Origin of the sequence: Streptomyces sp. NPDC091376, from assembly GCF_044757085.1 — a bacterium.
GTDB lineage: Bacteria > Actinomycetota > Actinomycetes > Streptomycetales > Streptomycetaceae > Streptomyces > Streptomyces pratisoli.
Window position 1 is genome coordinate 301,346 of record NZ_JBIVUF010000010.1, and the last position, 14,502, is coordinate 315,847.

The 14,502-nt window shown below is 70.3% G+C and carries 12 protein-coding genes and 2 rRNA genes; 5 read left to right on the forward strand and 9 right to left on the reverse strand.

The features are described from left to right. Positions 1-11: 11 nt before the first annotated feature. The 7 genes from ACIQMR_RS23090 to mtnA all read right to left on the reverse strand — a co-directional run bounded on the left by ACIQMR_RS23090 (position 12) and on the right by mtnA (position 8,502). On the reverse strand, positions 12-761 hold the full coding sequence (locus tag ACIQMR_RS23090; RefSeq protein WP_401390268.1) for a response regulator: 750 nt from the start codon (positions 759-761) through the stop codon (positions 12-14). Between the two features lie 184 nt (positions 762-945). Continuing rightward, entirely contained in the window at positions 946-1,635 is a 690-nt protein-coding gene (hpf, locus tag ACIQMR_RS23095) for a ribosome hibernation-promoting factor, HPF/YfiA family (protein ID WP_266373667.1), read from the reverse strand. Positions 1,636-1,962: 327 nt separating this feature from the next. Beyond that, entirely contained in the window at positions 1,963-2,685 is a 723-nt protein-coding gene (locus ACIQMR_RS23100) for a ComF family protein (RefSeq protein ID WP_401390271.1), read from the reverse strand. Positions 2,686-2,775: 90 nt separating this feature from the next. Beyond that, positions 2,776-4,626, reverse strand: coding sequence for an LpqB family beta-propeller domain-containing protein (locus ACIQMR_RS23105; RefSeq protein ID WP_401390274.1), 1,851 nt, complete (start codon positions 4,624-4,626; stop codon positions 2,776-2,778). Beyond that, a complete protein-coding gene (gene mtrB / locus ACIQMR_RS23110) occupies positions 4,616-6,661 on the reverse strand; it encodes an MtrAB system histidine kinase MtrB (RefSeq protein WP_401390276.1) in 2,046 nt (681 codons plus the stop codon). Before mtrB ends, ACIQMR_RS23105 begins: the two co-directional genes overlap by 11 nt. A 1-nt stretch (position 6,662) precedes the next feature. Continuing rightward, positions 6,663-7,352, reverse strand: coding sequence for an MtrAB system response regulator MtrA (gene mtrA / locus ACIQMR_RS23115; RefSeq protein WP_205375139.1), 690 nt, complete (start codon positions 7,350-7,352; stop codon positions 6,663-6,665). Between the two features lie 4 nt (positions 7,353-7,356). Beyond that, positions 7,357-8,502, reverse strand: coding sequence for an S-methyl-5-thioribose-1-phosphate isomerase (gene mtnA / locus ACIQMR_RS23120; RefSeq protein ID WP_401390280.1), 1,146 nt, complete (start codon positions 8,500-8,502; stop codon positions 7,357-7,359). A 182-nt stretch (positions 8,503-8,684) separates the two neighbouring features. Between mtnA and ACIQMR_RS23125 the strand changes: the two genes are divergently transcribed. Genes ACIQMR_RS23125 through ACIQMR_RS23145 form a run of 5 tightly spaced genes read left to right on the forward strand, consistent with a single transcriptional unit; the run spans position 8,685 to position 14,113 of the window. After that, positions 8,685-9,899 (forward strand): glycerophosphoryl diester phosphodiesterase membrane domain-containing protein, encoded by a 1,215-nt coding sequence (locus tag ACIQMR_RS23125; protein ID WP_401390283.1) that lies wholly within the window; start codon positions 8,685-8,687, stop codon positions 9,897-9,899. Positions 9,900-9,903: 4 nt separating this feature from the next. Next, entirely contained in the window at positions 9,904-10,593 is a 690-nt protein-coding gene (locus ACIQMR_RS23130) for a DUF4129 domain-containing protein (RefSeq protein ID WP_401390286.1), read from the forward strand. Continuing rightward, on the forward strand, positions 10,590-11,810 hold the full coding sequence (locus ACIQMR_RS23135; protein WP_401390289.1) for a DUF4350 domain-containing protein: 1,221 nt from the start codon (positions 10,590-10,592) through the stop codon (positions 11,808-11,810). Before ACIQMR_RS23130 ends, ACIQMR_RS23135 begins: the two co-directional genes overlap by 4 nt. Continuing rightward, positions 11,807-12,790: an AAA family ATPase gene (locus ACIQMR_RS23140; protein ID WP_401390292.1), complete on the forward strand. Its 984-nt coding sequence runs from the start codon at positions 11,807-11,809 to the stop codon at positions 12,788-12,790. Before ACIQMR_RS23135 ends, ACIQMR_RS23140 begins: the two co-directional genes overlap by 4 nt. A 12-nt stretch (positions 12,791-12,802) precedes the next feature. After that, positions 12,803-14,113 (forward strand): DUF58 domain-containing protein, encoded by a 1,311-nt coding sequence (locus ACIQMR_RS23145; protein WP_401390295.1) that lies wholly within the window; start codon positions 12,803-12,805, stop codon positions 14,111-14,113. Between the two features lie 109 nt (positions 14,114-14,222). On the opposite strand, the gene rrf is transcribed toward ACIQMR_RS23145, so the two are convergent. Further along, positions 14,223-14,339, reverse strand: a 5S ribosomal RNA gene (rrf, locus tag ACIQMR_RS23150). A gap of 89 nt (positions 14,340-14,428) precedes the next feature. Continuing rightward, a 23S ribosomal RNA gene (locus tag ACIQMR_RS23155) occupies positions 14,429-14,502 on the reverse strand; the annotation flags it as partial.

Below are 14,502 nucleotides of genomic sequence, written 5' to 3' on the forward strand. Positions count from 1 at the left end.
GCCGTGTCTGCCTAGCGGATCTCGAGGATCTTCTCCCGCATCGCATAGACCACCGCTTCCATCCTGGAGTGCAGCTGGAGCTTCTCCAGGATGTTGCGCACGTGGTTCTTCACCGTGTTCTCCGAGATGAACAACTCCTTGGCGATGTCCCGGTTGTTCATCCCCGTCGCCACCAGCTTGAGCACCTCGAGCTCCCGGTCGGTCAGCCGGGGAGCGGGCACCAGGCGGCGCTCGTCGGTGCGCTGGATCATGGACTTGAACTCGGTGAGCAGTTTGGACGCCATCGACGGGCTGATCTGGGACTGCCCGTCGGCGACCGCGCGGATCGCCGTGGCCACCTCGTCCGTGGAGATCTCCTTGAGGAGGTATCCGGTGGCGCCGGCCTTGATCGCGTCGTAGAGGTCCGCCTCCTCGTCGCTGATCGTCAGCATGATGATCTTCGCGCTGGGTGCGACCTCCTTGATGGAGGTACAGGCCTCGATGCCGCCACGCTTCGGCATCCGTACATCCATGAGCACGATGTCGGGCAGCAGATCGGCCGCCTTGTCGACGGCCTCCGCGCCGTCCCCGGCCTCGCCGACGACCTGGATGTCCTCTTCCTGGGCGAGGACGATCTCCAGTCCGCGACGGAAGAGAGCATGGTCGTCCACGACAAGCACCCGGATCGGCTCCTTGCGTGACACACCGGTCTCCGTGCCGTCACCACCGTCCGGACCATCGGCGTGTTCCGCGTCGCGCACCGGGCCGAAGCTGTCCGCCATCGTTCCTCCCCCTGAGGCCGTGGCCTGCATCAATCTGCGGTCTGCCAACCGCAGTCCACAGCGCACCGGTTGGCTCGGGTCGCCATGATTTCATGCCTGACCGACAGTGGTGTGATCCTGTGGCGGCACGAGGATGCCCCTGGGGGCGCACAGGGCGCTCCAGGGGCACCACCGAAGGACGGGATCAGCCGCCGAGCGCACCACCGGCGCCGCCCGCCTCGCTGCCGGCGAGGGGGTCGGTCCTCAGGTGGATGACGCCGTAGTCGTAGGCGTGTCGCCGGTAGACGACACTGGGCTCCTTGGTCTCGGAGTCGACGAACAGATAGAAGTCGTGCCCGACCAACTCCATCTCGTAGAGCGCCTGGTCGAGCGTCATCGGGGCAGCGACGTGGGTCTTCTCCCGGACCACCAGCGGGCCTTCGCCCTGCACTTCGAGCGAGCCGATCCTCGTGGTGGGAATGGACTCCGGAGCCTCCTCGATGATGGGCTCACCGGTTCCGTTCAACTGGGCCACGCCAGGGACGACATCGGCGACCTCCGCTGCCGACAGCCGCCCGTTGCCCCTGCGTGTGTGGCGCTTGTCGTGCTGCTTGCGCAGCCGAGCCTCCAGCTTGGCCGTAGCCAGGTCGAGCGCTGCGTACGGGTCGCCTGCCGCTGCTTCCGCCCGGATCACCGGGCCGCGTGAAAGAAGTGTGATCTCCACGCGGTCGGAACGGTCGGCCTGCCGCGGGTTGTGCTCCTTGGACACCTCGACGTCGAGGCTGATCACCTTGCCGTCGAGCTTCTGGATCTTCTCCAGCTTCAGCTTCTCGGCCACGTGCTTGCGGAACCGCTCGGGCACCTCGGTCTTGCGGCCCTTGACGACGATGTCCACGCAGAACTCCGTTCCCGGATCGCTCCGCATTCAACGCGGAGCTTCTCCCTTTTGCACCAGGCCCCGGTGTGCACCGGAGCCTCGGACTTGGCGACTTTCACCTCCTCCTCCCCCACCGGCAAGATCGCCACCCCACCGAAGTCGAAGATCTCGGCCACTCCGGGAACACCTTGCCGTAACCCGGCCATGTATTCGACGAAGCAGGGCATTCACCATTCGTTACCACCGAACATAGCTCGCCCGGACCCCTGTCGGCACCCGCTACCAGCGCGTACGTCCATTCAGGGCCTGCCCCCTCTCACTACCTGCAACGTTGCAACTCACCTGTCAGTTCCGGTTCGTTTCGAACGACAGCGGCGGTGCGGCGACCACGGCAGCACTCGTCCGGGTGTATCTCGACGAACGTCCCCCGGATGCGGCACGCAGTGCCCTGGCCGCCTCGGCGAGAGAGGCACCCGTGGTCATCACATCGTCCACCAGCACCGCTCCGTGAGCTGCCAGAAGCCGCTCCGCGCCGGAAGCCACCTCCAGCGCCCCCGCCATGTTCGCCAGCCGTCTCCGCGCCGTCAGGCCCGACTGGTCGGCCACCGTGCGGCGCTGCCGCAGCACCGGAAGCGCTCGCGCGTACGTCCCCGTGCGCCGCAGTGCCACGGCGGCCGCGACGGCGATACGACGGGCCGGATCATGCCCTCGCGCCCGCACCGCCCGGGGCGCCGACGGCACGGGCACCAGCAGCAGCGGCTCCCGCTCGTCCGGCGCCTGCGGCATCGCGGCGCGCACCGCCCCCGCCAGCGCCGTGCCGAGCGGCCCGGCCAGGCCGAGCGCCCCGCGTTCCTTGTGGGCCAGCAGCACCGCCCGTACCGCGTCCTCGTACCGTGCGGCGGCGAACACCACGGGCAGGCCCCTGGGCTCGGGGCACGGCCTCGCCCGTCCCGGCGGGCCCATCAGCCGTCCTCCGCACTCCTCGCACAGCGGCGTACGAGGACGCCCGCACCCGCCGCAGGCGACGGGCAGCACCAGCCCTGCGATCTCGCGCCACCACCACCGCATGACCACCACTGTGCCCCTGCCCGGAGACCGGGGCCACCCCTGTGGACAACTGCCACCCCTGTGGACAACTCGGCCGCCGGCCGGAACGGGCTAGCCCGGATAGACCGGCGACGAGCCCTTCTCGATCATGGTCTGCCAGTTGGCGTTGGGCACGAGCCGCACCAGGCCGTCGTCGGAGACCGCGACCAGGTACTGCTCCTCGTCTTCCGTGGCGGCGACCGCCGACACCTTGTTCAGGCCCGGCAGACCGCCGGCAGGCGTGAGGGAACCGTCCGTCTCGATGTAGCGCACCTGCTGGACTCCGCCGGCCTCCTTGCCGACGACGACCAGCCTGCTCGGGCCCGCCCAGGAGAGCGCGGTCACCGTCTCCAGCCGGGGTGCCGCGGCCTGCAGGTCCACCACGGACACCGTGAGCTCACCGCCGGCCTCGGCGCGCCGCTCGATCCTTCCGATCTTCAGCGTGCTCTTGCCGTTCTTGGACAGCAGCAGCGCCATCCGCACACCGTCGGCCGACACCCGCATCGACTCGATCCGCGCGCCGTCGAGACCGTCGACCTTGACCTCCTGCGCCTCGCCCTGGCCGTTCGCGAAGCGCAGCAGCCGCGGCCCGGCCGGATCACGGTCGGCGACCCACAGGTCGTTCCGGTCCCAGCTGGGTGCCGAAAGCCGGTCCTTGACCAGCGGCGCACCGCTTTGGACCAACGGATCGGGCAGTGCCTCGTCGGAGACGATCGAGGCCACGTAAAGGGACTTGCCGTCGTGCGAGACCGACGCCGCCCGGTGCAGACTGCGCGCGACGGCGACCGTGCCCACCTTCAGCTGTCCGTTGCCGAAGGGGCCGCGCACCATCGACTTGTCGACGCTCTTGGCCTTGCTCGCCCCGACCACGGCCATCCGGCTGTCGCTGTCGACGAAGTACACGTTGTCCGAGCTCGGCCGCTCCAGGGCGTACGCGTCCGCCTGGTCGGAGGTAAGCACACACAGCGGCGAGCGGTCGGCCCGCTGGAGCTCCACCTGCTCGACACGCGGCGACGCCAGATCACGCAGGGTGAGCAGCAGCTGGGTCGCCATCCGCTTGCACACCGCTCCCCCGACGTTGGACGCCTTCTCGTTGAGCGGCACCTTCAGGACGTTCTGGTCGTCGGGCGTCAGGGACGTGACGCCCTTCTTCAGCCCCGCGCCGGTCGGGAAGGGCGAGTCCACCACGGGCGTCAGCCAGCGTGCCGGGCCTTCGAACAGCGCCGACACGGTCTGTGCGACCGTGTCCATCCGGGTCACCGGATCCTGCCGCTGCCGGATGTAGACCGGATCCGCGACCACCGTGTTCTGCCCGGACGCCCAGTAGTACTTGTTGACCGGCAGGTAGTTGCGCAGGAAGTCGCTCTCTCCGAGCACCAGGCCCGGGGGGGCGGAGGCGATGCGCCATTCCTTGCCCTTGCCGTCCGGTCCGCTCTGCCGTACGAGCCGCAGCGACCCGCCGTACTGGGTGGGCACGACCGACCTGTACGCATGCCGGTCCACCGTCGCGATCAGCTCACCGGACAGTGTGTAGGTCAGGCTGTCGGCATCCTCGCCGGACTGCGCCTCGGAGGCGCGGGCCTCGGACTCGGGCGCCTCGGTCAGCACGGTCGTCAGCGCGTCGGGCCGCCACACCTTCGACTCCTGCTTCGTCAGATACTTGCGTGCCGTCGCGAAGCTCGGATCATCACTGGTCATGGCCTCCAGGAAGCCGTCGACGATCTCGTCCGGCCTGGCCCCGTCACGGGGCGGCACGGCATAGACCCGCACCTGGGAGTCCGCGCCCTTGGTGGCCTTCACCTGCTCCACGTCGCCGCTGTCCGGCATCGACGCACATCCGGCCAGCAGAACGCCCGAGCAGGCGAACACGGCCCACCCTCGTGTGGCGCGTCCCTGGCCGTACCGACGACGCTCAGCGCCCACGAGTCGTGTCCTCCCGCTCCGCAACCTGTCCAGGGACCCCAGGGACCGATCCCATCGTTCCGTCGTCGCCCGGCCGCTCGACGGCGGGGCGGGCCACCACACGGGCACCGTTGCCCGGCAGGGCAGCCGGATCCACCGCCGCCGAGGCCTGCGGCGGTACCGGGGGCCCGACCGGGATCGGCAGACCCGAACGATTCGCGCCGGGCTGTGCCGGGACGGTCGACAGCCGTAGCGCATGCTCGTTCGTCTCGTCCGCCGCGGCACGCTCACGTGCCCGCCGGGAGTCCTGTGGCTCCAGCGGTATCGGCGATCCCCGCAGCGACTCGTCGGCGGTACGCGGCAGGGTCAGCCGGAACTGGGAGCCGCCGCCCGGCTCGCCCCAGGCCTGCAGCCAGCCGCCGTGCAGCCGTGCGTCCTCGACGGCGATGGACAGACCGAGTCCCGTACCTCCGGTGGTACGCGCACGCGCCGGATCGGCCCGCCAGAAGCGGTTGAACACCCTGGTCGCCTCCCCCGGCTTGAGCCCGACACCGTAGTCGCGCACGGCCACCGCGACCGCTCCGCCCGCCGCCGCCAGCCGCACGACCACATCGCGTCCCTCGCCGTGCTCGACGGCGTTGACCACGAGGTTGCGCAGGACGCGCTCGATGCGCCGGGCGTCGGCCTCGGCCACCACGGGCTGCTCGTCCCCGACCACGCGGATGCGGGTGCCCTTGCGCTCGGCCAGCGGCTCGGCGCCGCCGATCACCCGGCGCACGACCTCGCGCAGGTCTATCGGCTCGGCCTCGAGCGCCGCCGCTCCGGCGTCGAACCGGCTGATCTCCAGCAGGTCGGCCAGCAGCGACTCGAACCGGTCCAGCTGATCCCCGAGCAGTTCCGCGGAGCGCGCCGTCACCGGGTCGAAGTCAATGCGTGCCTCATGGATGACGTCCGCGGCCATCCGCACGGTCGTCAGCGGCGTACGCAGCTCGTGCGAGACGTCCGAGACGAAGCGGCGCTGCATCCGGGAGAGCTCCTCCAGCTGCTGGATCTTGTGCTGGAGGTTCTGCGCCATCTTGTTGAAGGCTTCACCGAGCCGGGCGATGTCGTCCTCGCCGGTGACCTTCATACGTTCCTGGAGCCGCCCGGCGGACAGCCGCTCGGCGATCCCCGCGGCCATCCGGACCGGGGTGACGACCTGCCGCACGACCAGCCACGCGATGGCACCGAGCAGGACGACGACGAACAGTCCGGCCGTCGCCAGCGTGCCCTTGACCAGGCTCAGCGACTCCTCCTCCTGCGTCAGCGGAAAGAGGTAGTACAGCTCGTAGGAGCTGCCCGCGACGTCGTTGAGCCGCTTGCCGACGACCAGCCCCGCCTCAGGCTCCTTCTGAACCGAGTACTTGATCTTGACGTACGTCTGGAACGTGCCCGTCCCCTGCGCGACCGAACTGCGCAGGCTCTCGGGAACGCTCGTGACATCCACATCGCCGGACGCCCGCGGCGCCCGGCTCGTCCCGGCATCGTCGGAATCGGGACTGAGCGCCACCACGTGGTACGCGCCCTGGCCACCGCTGGCCAGCTGCTTCACCAGCTCGGACCGCCAGTTCACGGAGCCACGGCCGGGCCTGCCGTCCGTGTCGTCGCCGTCCTGGCCACCGAGCGCGGCCACTCCGGCCGCCTTCTCCTGCGCCGCGGCGAAACCGCCGGCGGCCTGGCTCAGCGCGGCCTGTTCCTTGGCGTCCAGCAGTCCGTTGCGGACCTGGCCGATGACGACGAGACCGAGCAGCAGCACCACACCGAGCGACATCAGCAGCGTGCCGGCGACGACGCGGAGCTGAATGTTCCGTCGCCACAGCCGCAGGGCGGGCAGCAGCGGACGCCTCACCCAGCGCACGACGAACCGGAGCACCGGCCCACCCGGCGCCCCGTCCTGCAGCAGCCGTCCGCTCTGGAACAGACGGCCGAAACGTGACGACCCGTGCCCGGGCCCGGCAGCCCGCCCCGTACGGACTCCCGGCCCCCCGGGCTTCGGAGCAGTGCTGCCCACGGCCATGTCAGCTCGGTCCGGCCTTGTAACCGACACCGCGGACGGTCACGACGATCTCCGGCCGCTCCGGGTCCTTCTCGACCTTGGAGCGGAGCCGCTGGACATGCACGTTCACCAGACGGGTGTCTGCAGCGTGCCGGTACCCCCACACCTGTTCGAGCAGGACCTCACGGGTGAAGACCTGCCACGGCTTACGGGCCAGCGCGACCAGCAGGTCGAACTCGAGCGGGGTCAGGGCGATCGACTGCCCGTCCCGCTTCACGGAGTGGCCGGCCACGTCGATGACCAGGTCCCCGATCGCGAGCTGCTCCGGCGCCGGCTCCTCCGACCTGCGAAGCCGTGCCCTGATCCGGGCCACCAGCTCCTTCGGCTTGAACGGCTTCACGATGTAGTCGTCGGCGCCGGACTCCAGCCCGACCACCACATCGACGGTGTCGCTCTTGGCCGTGAGCATCACGATCGGCACACCCGACTCGGCACGGATCAGCCGGCACACCTCGATGCCGTCCCTACCGGGCAGCATGAGATCCAGCAGTACCAGGTCCGGTTTGGCCTCGCGGAAAGCAGCGAGTGCCTTGTCGCCGTCCGCTACGAACGACGGCTCGAACCCTTCACCACGCAGCACAATGCCGAGCATCTCGGCCAGTGCGGTGTCGTCGTCGACGACAAGGACGCGTCCCTTCATAATCGACATCATCCCATTAGCTAATCGTTACCTGGCGTGACCTGGCACACAGCTCGGCTATCCCGGCCCCCGTGACCGGCGAAACCGTCCCCTCTTCCGTGACGATCGCCGTCACCAGCTCCGGTGGTGTGACATCGAACGCAGGGTTGTACGCCTGAGTCCCCAAGGGAGCCAGCGGCAGGCCCCCGGCTTCGGCTTCCTGCTCCGCCGCCCGCGACACCGGCATCTCGGTCACCTCCCGCCCGGACCGTTGTTCCACCTCGATGGACGCACCGTGGGCCGTCCCGAGATCCAGGGTGGTGGTCGGCGCCACCACGATGAACGGCACATGGTGGTACCTGGCGAGCACCGCGAGCGGATAGCTCCCCACCTTGTTCGCCACGGAGCCGTCCGCCGCTATCCGGTCCGCCCCGATCATCACGGCGTCGACCTCCCCGGCCGCGAACAGCGATCCTGCCGCATTGTCGGTGAGCAGTGTGTACGACATCCCGCTCCGAGCCGCCTCGTACGCGGTGAGCCGGGCACCCTGCAGCAGCGGCCGGGTCTCGTCCACCCACAGCTTGCGGAGCCGGCCCGCCTGGTGCGCGGCGAGCGCCACCGCGAACGCCGTCCCTTCCCCGCCGGAGACCAGCCGCCCGGTGTTGCAGTGCGTCAGGATCCGGTGACTGCCGCCCGGCAGCAGCTCCTCGAGCAGGGCGAGGCCGTGCTGCGCCATCCGATCGCTGGCCTCGGCGTCCTCCCGGTGCAGCTCCCGCGCCGCGGCCAGCACGGCGGCGGCCGCCTCCTGCGCATCGGCGCCCTTGCCGACCGCTTCCTCGTACGCACCGGCCGCGCGCCGCACGCCGTAGCCGAGGTTGACGGCGGTGGGCCGCGCCGTCTCCAGCAGTGCTGCCGCCTCCGCGACGTCGTAACCGCGGGCGGCCGCCAGCGCCACTCCATAGGCGCCGGCGATCCCGAGCAGCGGTGCCCCCCGCACGGCGAGCGTCCGGATCGCCTGCACCAGCGCCGGAACGTCCGTGCACACCAACTCGGCCTCTTCGGCGGGCAGCCTTCTCTGGTCCAGGAGAACCAGCACAGGACCTTCCGGAAGCTCGTCCCAGCGCAGTGAGGCGAGCCGCGGCGACTCCTCGCCGTCGCGGGTTTGTACGTACTGATCAGCCATCCGCCCAGTCTGCCCGCTGACGCACGCACAATGAAGGTGAGAAGGAGATCCATCGCCCGGCCCGCGGGCGGGCGGCGCGTGGCACGATGGGCTGCCAGCCTCCGCCGTGACGTGCGGGCAGGCGCCGATTTCCGGCCGGTTCGCCGAGCCGGCCCCACGACAGATCCATGAGGTGGACGACCGTGAACGACACTCCGGGCTGGGCCTCGCCCGGATCCTCCCCCTCCGACGGCCGGGACTCCGGAACACCCGGGCCCGCCGACGCTCCCGACGCCTCCTCGAAGTGGTCCAAGGAGCAGCCGCCCGCCGGCCGGTGGGCTCCCCCGACCGCTCAGGGCGGCGGACCCGTGCCGCCGGCCGGCGGGCCGGCCTGGGGCGGCGGTCCGCAGCGCGGCGGCTGGGGGCAGCCGCCCGCCGCGAAGCCCGGGGTCATCCCGCTGCGTCCCCTGGGCGTCGGCGAGATCCTGGACGGCGCGGTGTCGACTCTGCGCGCCCATTGGCGCACGGTGCTGGGCATCACGATCACCGTCTCGGTCATCACCCAGATCTGCGACATCCTCATCCAGCGCTATCTCCTGCCGCAGCCGCCCGCGACGAACCCGGACGCCAGCCCCGAGGAAGCCCTCAGGCAGGCCATGGACCAGCTCAACGCGACGGTCATCGGGCTGGCGCCGGTCACGGCGATCACCTTGATCGCCACGCTCTTCACCACCGCCCTGCTGACCGTGGTGATCAGCCGCTCGGTCCTCGGCCGCCCCGTCACCCTCTCCGAGGCCTGGCGCGAGGCACGGCCCCGGCTGCTGCAACTCCTCGGCCTGACCCTGCTGCTGCCCCTGATCGCCGCGGTCGTGATGACCGTGGGGATGCTGCCGGGCCTGCTCCTGGGCTCCGGGGGCGGTGTCGCCCTCGCCGTTCTGGGCGGCTTCGCCGGTGCCGTCGTCACACTCTGGCTGATGGTCCGGTTCGCCCTCGCGTCCCCCGCGCTCATGCTGGAGCGGCAGGGAGTGATCCAGTCGATGCGCCGCTCGGCCAAGCTGGTCCGCGGGGCGTGGTGGCGGACCTTCGGCATCCTGGCGCTGACGCTGCTGCTGACGTTCCTCGTCTCGATGATCATCGCCATCCCGTTCAGCCTGATCGCCTACGCGGTCGACGGTGACGGCCTCAGCGGACTCTTCTCCGGCTCCGTCCCCGAGTTCGGCTGGCCGTTCCTGATCATCACCGGCATCGGTGCCGTGATCGCCTCGTCCATCACCTACCCGATCTCGGCCGGCGTCACGGTCCTCCTCTACGTGGACCAGCGCATCCGCCGCGAGGCCCTCGACCTCGAACTGGCCAGGGCGGCAGGCGTTCCCGGCTACGGCTCCACGTCCGCGGGCGACGACACCTCCAGGAGCTGATGCGGTGTCCATCACGGGGGGCACGACCACGGCGCGAGTGATGTTCCGCGCGAACGACGACGTACCGGTGGACATCCCTCGCGTACCCGCCCGGGAGGCGGCGGAGCGCGAGCTGTCCAAGCCGATGTACCACGAGAACGACCCGAACCTCGTGGAGCGGGGTCTCGACCGGTTCTGGGAGTGGCTCGGCGGCATCTTCGACGCCGCGGCGGGCGCCGCCCCCGGAGGTCCGCTCGGCCTCGTCGTCATCGTCCTGATCGTCATCGCCCTGGCAGCCGCCCTCTGGTGGCGGCTCGGCACCCCGCACCGCACCCTCACCACCGGCGACGCTCTCTTCGACGACCGCCCCCGAAGCGCCGCCCAGCACCGCGAGACCGCGGAGTCCCATGCAGCCGCCGGCAGGTGGAGCCAGGCCGTCCAGGAACGGATGCGTGCCATCGTCCGCTCCCTGGAAGAGCGCGCTCTCCTCGACCCGCGCCCTGGCCGCACCGCCGACGAAGCCGCCGCGGACGCCGGCCGCCCCTTGCCCGCCCACGCGGACGCGCTCCGAGCGGCAGCCCGCACGTTCGACGATGTGACATACGGCGGACGCACGGCCGACCAGCAGGCGTATCTGCGTCTGCGGGATCTCGACGCCGATGTGGAGCGTGCCAAACCCCAGCTGAGCACCACGGCCCAAGGAGCCGCCGAATGACCGGGGCCATGGCCGGCGCCACTTCGGTGTCCCCGACCTCCCGCCAGATCTGGACGCGCAGCCGTGGCGTACTGCTCGTGCTCGGCATCCTCATCGTGGCCGGATTCGTCATCGCCGTCGTCCGCTCCGGGGACGAGCACGGGCGCCTCGACCCGCGGTCCGCCGACCCTTACGGCAGCCGCGCCGTCGCCGAACTGCTCAAGGCCCGAGGTGTCAGCACGCGCGTGGTCACCACCCTCGACGAGGCCACCGCCGCCGCGGGTCCCGACACCACGCTGCTGGTCGTCACCCCCGACCTGCTGACCGGCCGTCAACAGGACGCCCTGCGCACGGCGATGGATCCCTCCGGCGGCCGTACCCTGCTCGTCGCACCGGGCCCGCCCTCCGTCGGCACTCTCGCCCCGGCAGTAACGGCGGACAGGCCCGCGCCCGTCTCCGCCCGCGCCCCGCAATGCGCCTTCCCGGCCGCCCGGCGGGCCGGAAGCGTCGACATCGGCGGTGAGCGCTACGCCACCGACGAGACCACCGGCACCGACGCCTGCTACCTCAGCGACGGCCTCCCCAGCCTGCTCAGGATCAACGAGCCGGCGGACGGCGACACCGTCCTGCTCGGCTCCCCCGACCTCCTCCACAACGAGCGACTCGCCAAGGAAGGCAACGCCTCGCTCGCCCTCCAACTGCTCGGTTCCCGGCCTCATCTCGTCTGGTACCTCCCCTCTCCCAGTGATGGATCCGCCGCCGGCGACGACGCCACGGGTGACGACCGCGGTGAAGCAGCCGGCGAGAGCGGCATCGGTGGACTGATCCCTTCCGGATGGCTCTGGGGCACGCTCCAGCTCGCCTTCGCCGCCGTGCTCGCCGCCATCTGGCGTGCACGTCGGCTCGGGCCGCTGGTGACCGAGCGGCTCCCCGTCGCCATCCGCGCCTCGGAGTCCACGGAGGGCCGGGCCCGCCTCTACCGCAAGGCCAACGCCCGCGACCGCGCCGCCTCCGCCCTCCGCCAGGCCACCCGGACCCGGCTCGCCCCTCTCCTGGGTGTCAGCCCTGCTGACGCCCACTCACCCGATTCCCTCCTGCCGGCCGTCTCCGCGCATCTTCACGACGGCGACCGCGACCTGCGGGCTCTGCTCTTCGGCCCGGCACCCGCCGACGACGCCGCCCTCATCCGCCTGGCAGACCAACTCGACGCCCTCGAAAGAGAGGTACGCACTTCATGAGCGCCCCGACCCCCGAGACCGCTGATCACTCGGACGACGCACGCGCCTCCCTGGAGGCACTGCGCACCGAGATCGCGAAGGCCGTGGTCGGCCAGGACTCCGCAGTCACCGGACTTGTCGTCGCGCTGCTCTGTCGTGGCCACGTCCTCCTCGAAGGAGTCCCCGGCGTCGCCAAGACGCTCCTGGTCCGTGCTCTGGCAGCATCCCTCGAACTCGACACCAAGCGCGTCCAGTTCACCCCCGACCTCATGCCCAGCGATGTCACCGGCTCGCTGGTCTACGACGCACGGACCGCCGAGTTCTCCTTCCAGCCGGGTCCCGTGTTCACCAATCTGCTGCTCGCCGACGAGATCAACAGGACGCCGCCGAAGACCCAGTCCTCGCTCCTGGAGGCGATGGAGGAGCGCCAGGTCACCGTCGACGGCACTCCCCGCCTGCTCCCGGAGCCCTTCCTGGTCGCCGCTACGCAGAACCCCGTCGAGTACGAAGGCACATACCCCCTGCCCGAGGCACAGCTCGACCGCTTCCTTCTCAAGCTGACCGTGCCGCTGCCGTCGCGCGAGGACGAGATCAACGTCCTAGCCCGGCATGCCGAAGGCTTCAATCCGCGCGACCTGCGGGCCGCCGGCATCCGCCCGGTCGCCACATCCGCCGACCTCGAGGCCGCCCGAGCAGCCGTCGCCAAGACCTCGGTCTCCGCCGAAATCGCAGGCTATGTCGTCGATATCTGCCGTGCCACCCGTGAATCCCCCTCACTCACTCTCGGCGTCTCACCCCGAGGCGCCACCGCGCTGCTCTCCACCGCCCGAGCCTGGGCCTGGCTGACCGGCCGCGACTATGTCATCCCGGACGATGTGAAGGCCCTGGCCCTCCCCACCCTCCGGCATCGCATCCAGCTCCGCCCCGAGGCCGAGATGGAAGGAGTCACCGCAGACTCCGTCATCACCGCGATCCTCGCCCATGTCCCCGTCCCCCGCTGAGGCAGTGAACCCATGGCCCTCACCGGACGAACGGCCCTCCTCGCCGCCCTCGGATCGATCCCCGTCGGCGTACTCGAACCCAGCTGGGCAGGGTTTCTCGCCGTCAACGCACCGCTCGTAGTAGCAATTCTGTGCGACTACGCCCTGGCCGCACCAGTACGAACACTCCAATTCACCCGAACCGGTGACACATCAGTTCGACTAGGCGAGAGCGCGGAAGTCCAGCTCACCGTCACGAACCCGTCCCCACGGCGCCTGCGCGCCCAGCTCCGGGACGCCTGGCCCCCCAGCAGCTGGATCCCGGGCACCGAACAGGCCGCATCCCGCCACGCAGTGACGGTCCCCGCAGGCGAGCGCCGACGCATCGCCACGATGCTGCGCCCCACCCGCCGGGGCGACCGCCACGCGGAACTGGTCACCGTCCGCTCCTACGGCCCGCTCGGCCTCGCCGCGCGCCAGGGAAACCACCGTGTGCCCTGGACGGTCCGCGTCCTGCCGCCCTTCACCAGCCGCAAGCACCTGCCGTCCCGACTGGCCCGACTGCGCGAACTCGACGGCCGCACCAGCGTGCTCACCCGCGGCCAAGGCACCGAGTTCGACAGCCTCCGCGAGTACGTACCCGGCGACGACACCCGTTCCATCGACTGGCGCGCCACCGCCCGCCAGACAACGGTCGCCGTTCGCACCTGGCGACCCGAGCGGGACCGGCACATCCTCATCGTGCTGGACACCGGCCGCACGTCGGCCGGTCGCGTGGGCGATGTCCCCCGCCTGGACGCCGCCATGGACTCCGCTCTGCTGCTCACCGCGCTCGCCACACGCGCCGGTGACCGTGTGGACCTCCTCGCCTATGACCGGCGTATCCGGGCACAGGTCCAGGGCCGGGCGGCCGGGGACGTCCTGCCGGCGATGGTCAACGCCTTGGCCCCGCTCGAACCCGAACTGGTGGAGACGGACGCCCGCGGCCTCAGCGCGGCAGCGCTCAAGCACGCCCCACGCCGGTCTCTCATCGTGCTGCTGACCAGCCTGGACGCCGCTCCGATCGAGGAGGGCCTTCTGCCCGTCCTCTCGCAGCTCACACAGCGGCACACCGTGCTGGTCGCCTCCGTGGCCGACCCTCACGTGGAGCAAATGGCCGACAGTCGCGGCACCTTGGACGCGGTGTACGAAGCCGCGGCCGGCACCCAGGCCCGGATCCAGCGCCGCCGTACGGCGGAACAACTCCAACGGCACGGCGTGACGGTCGTGGATGCCACCCCGGAGAATCTGGCCCCTGCTGTGGCTGACGCCTACTTGGCGTTGAAGGCGGCAGGACGCCTCTGAATCAGTTCGCGAACGATGCTGAATGCGACCTCAAAGGAGACACACGTCTTGCCCTGGAACGCAGAAAAGCCCCGGACCAGTACCTGGTCCGGGGCTTTCCCCACAATTTGTTCGGCGGTGTCCTACTCTCCCACAGGGTCCCCCCTGCAGTACCATCGGCGCTGAAAGGCTTAGCTTCCGGGTTCGGAATGTAACCGGGCGTTTCCCTAACGCTATGACCACCGAAACTCTATGAAGATATCTCGAACCGGCCGACCACCTGGTGGTCTCGGCATGTTCGTTACTTCAGAACTAACACAGTGGACGCGAGCAACTGAGGACAAGCCCTCGGCCTATTAGTACCGGTCAACTCCACCCATTACTGGGCTTCCATATCCGGCCTATCAACC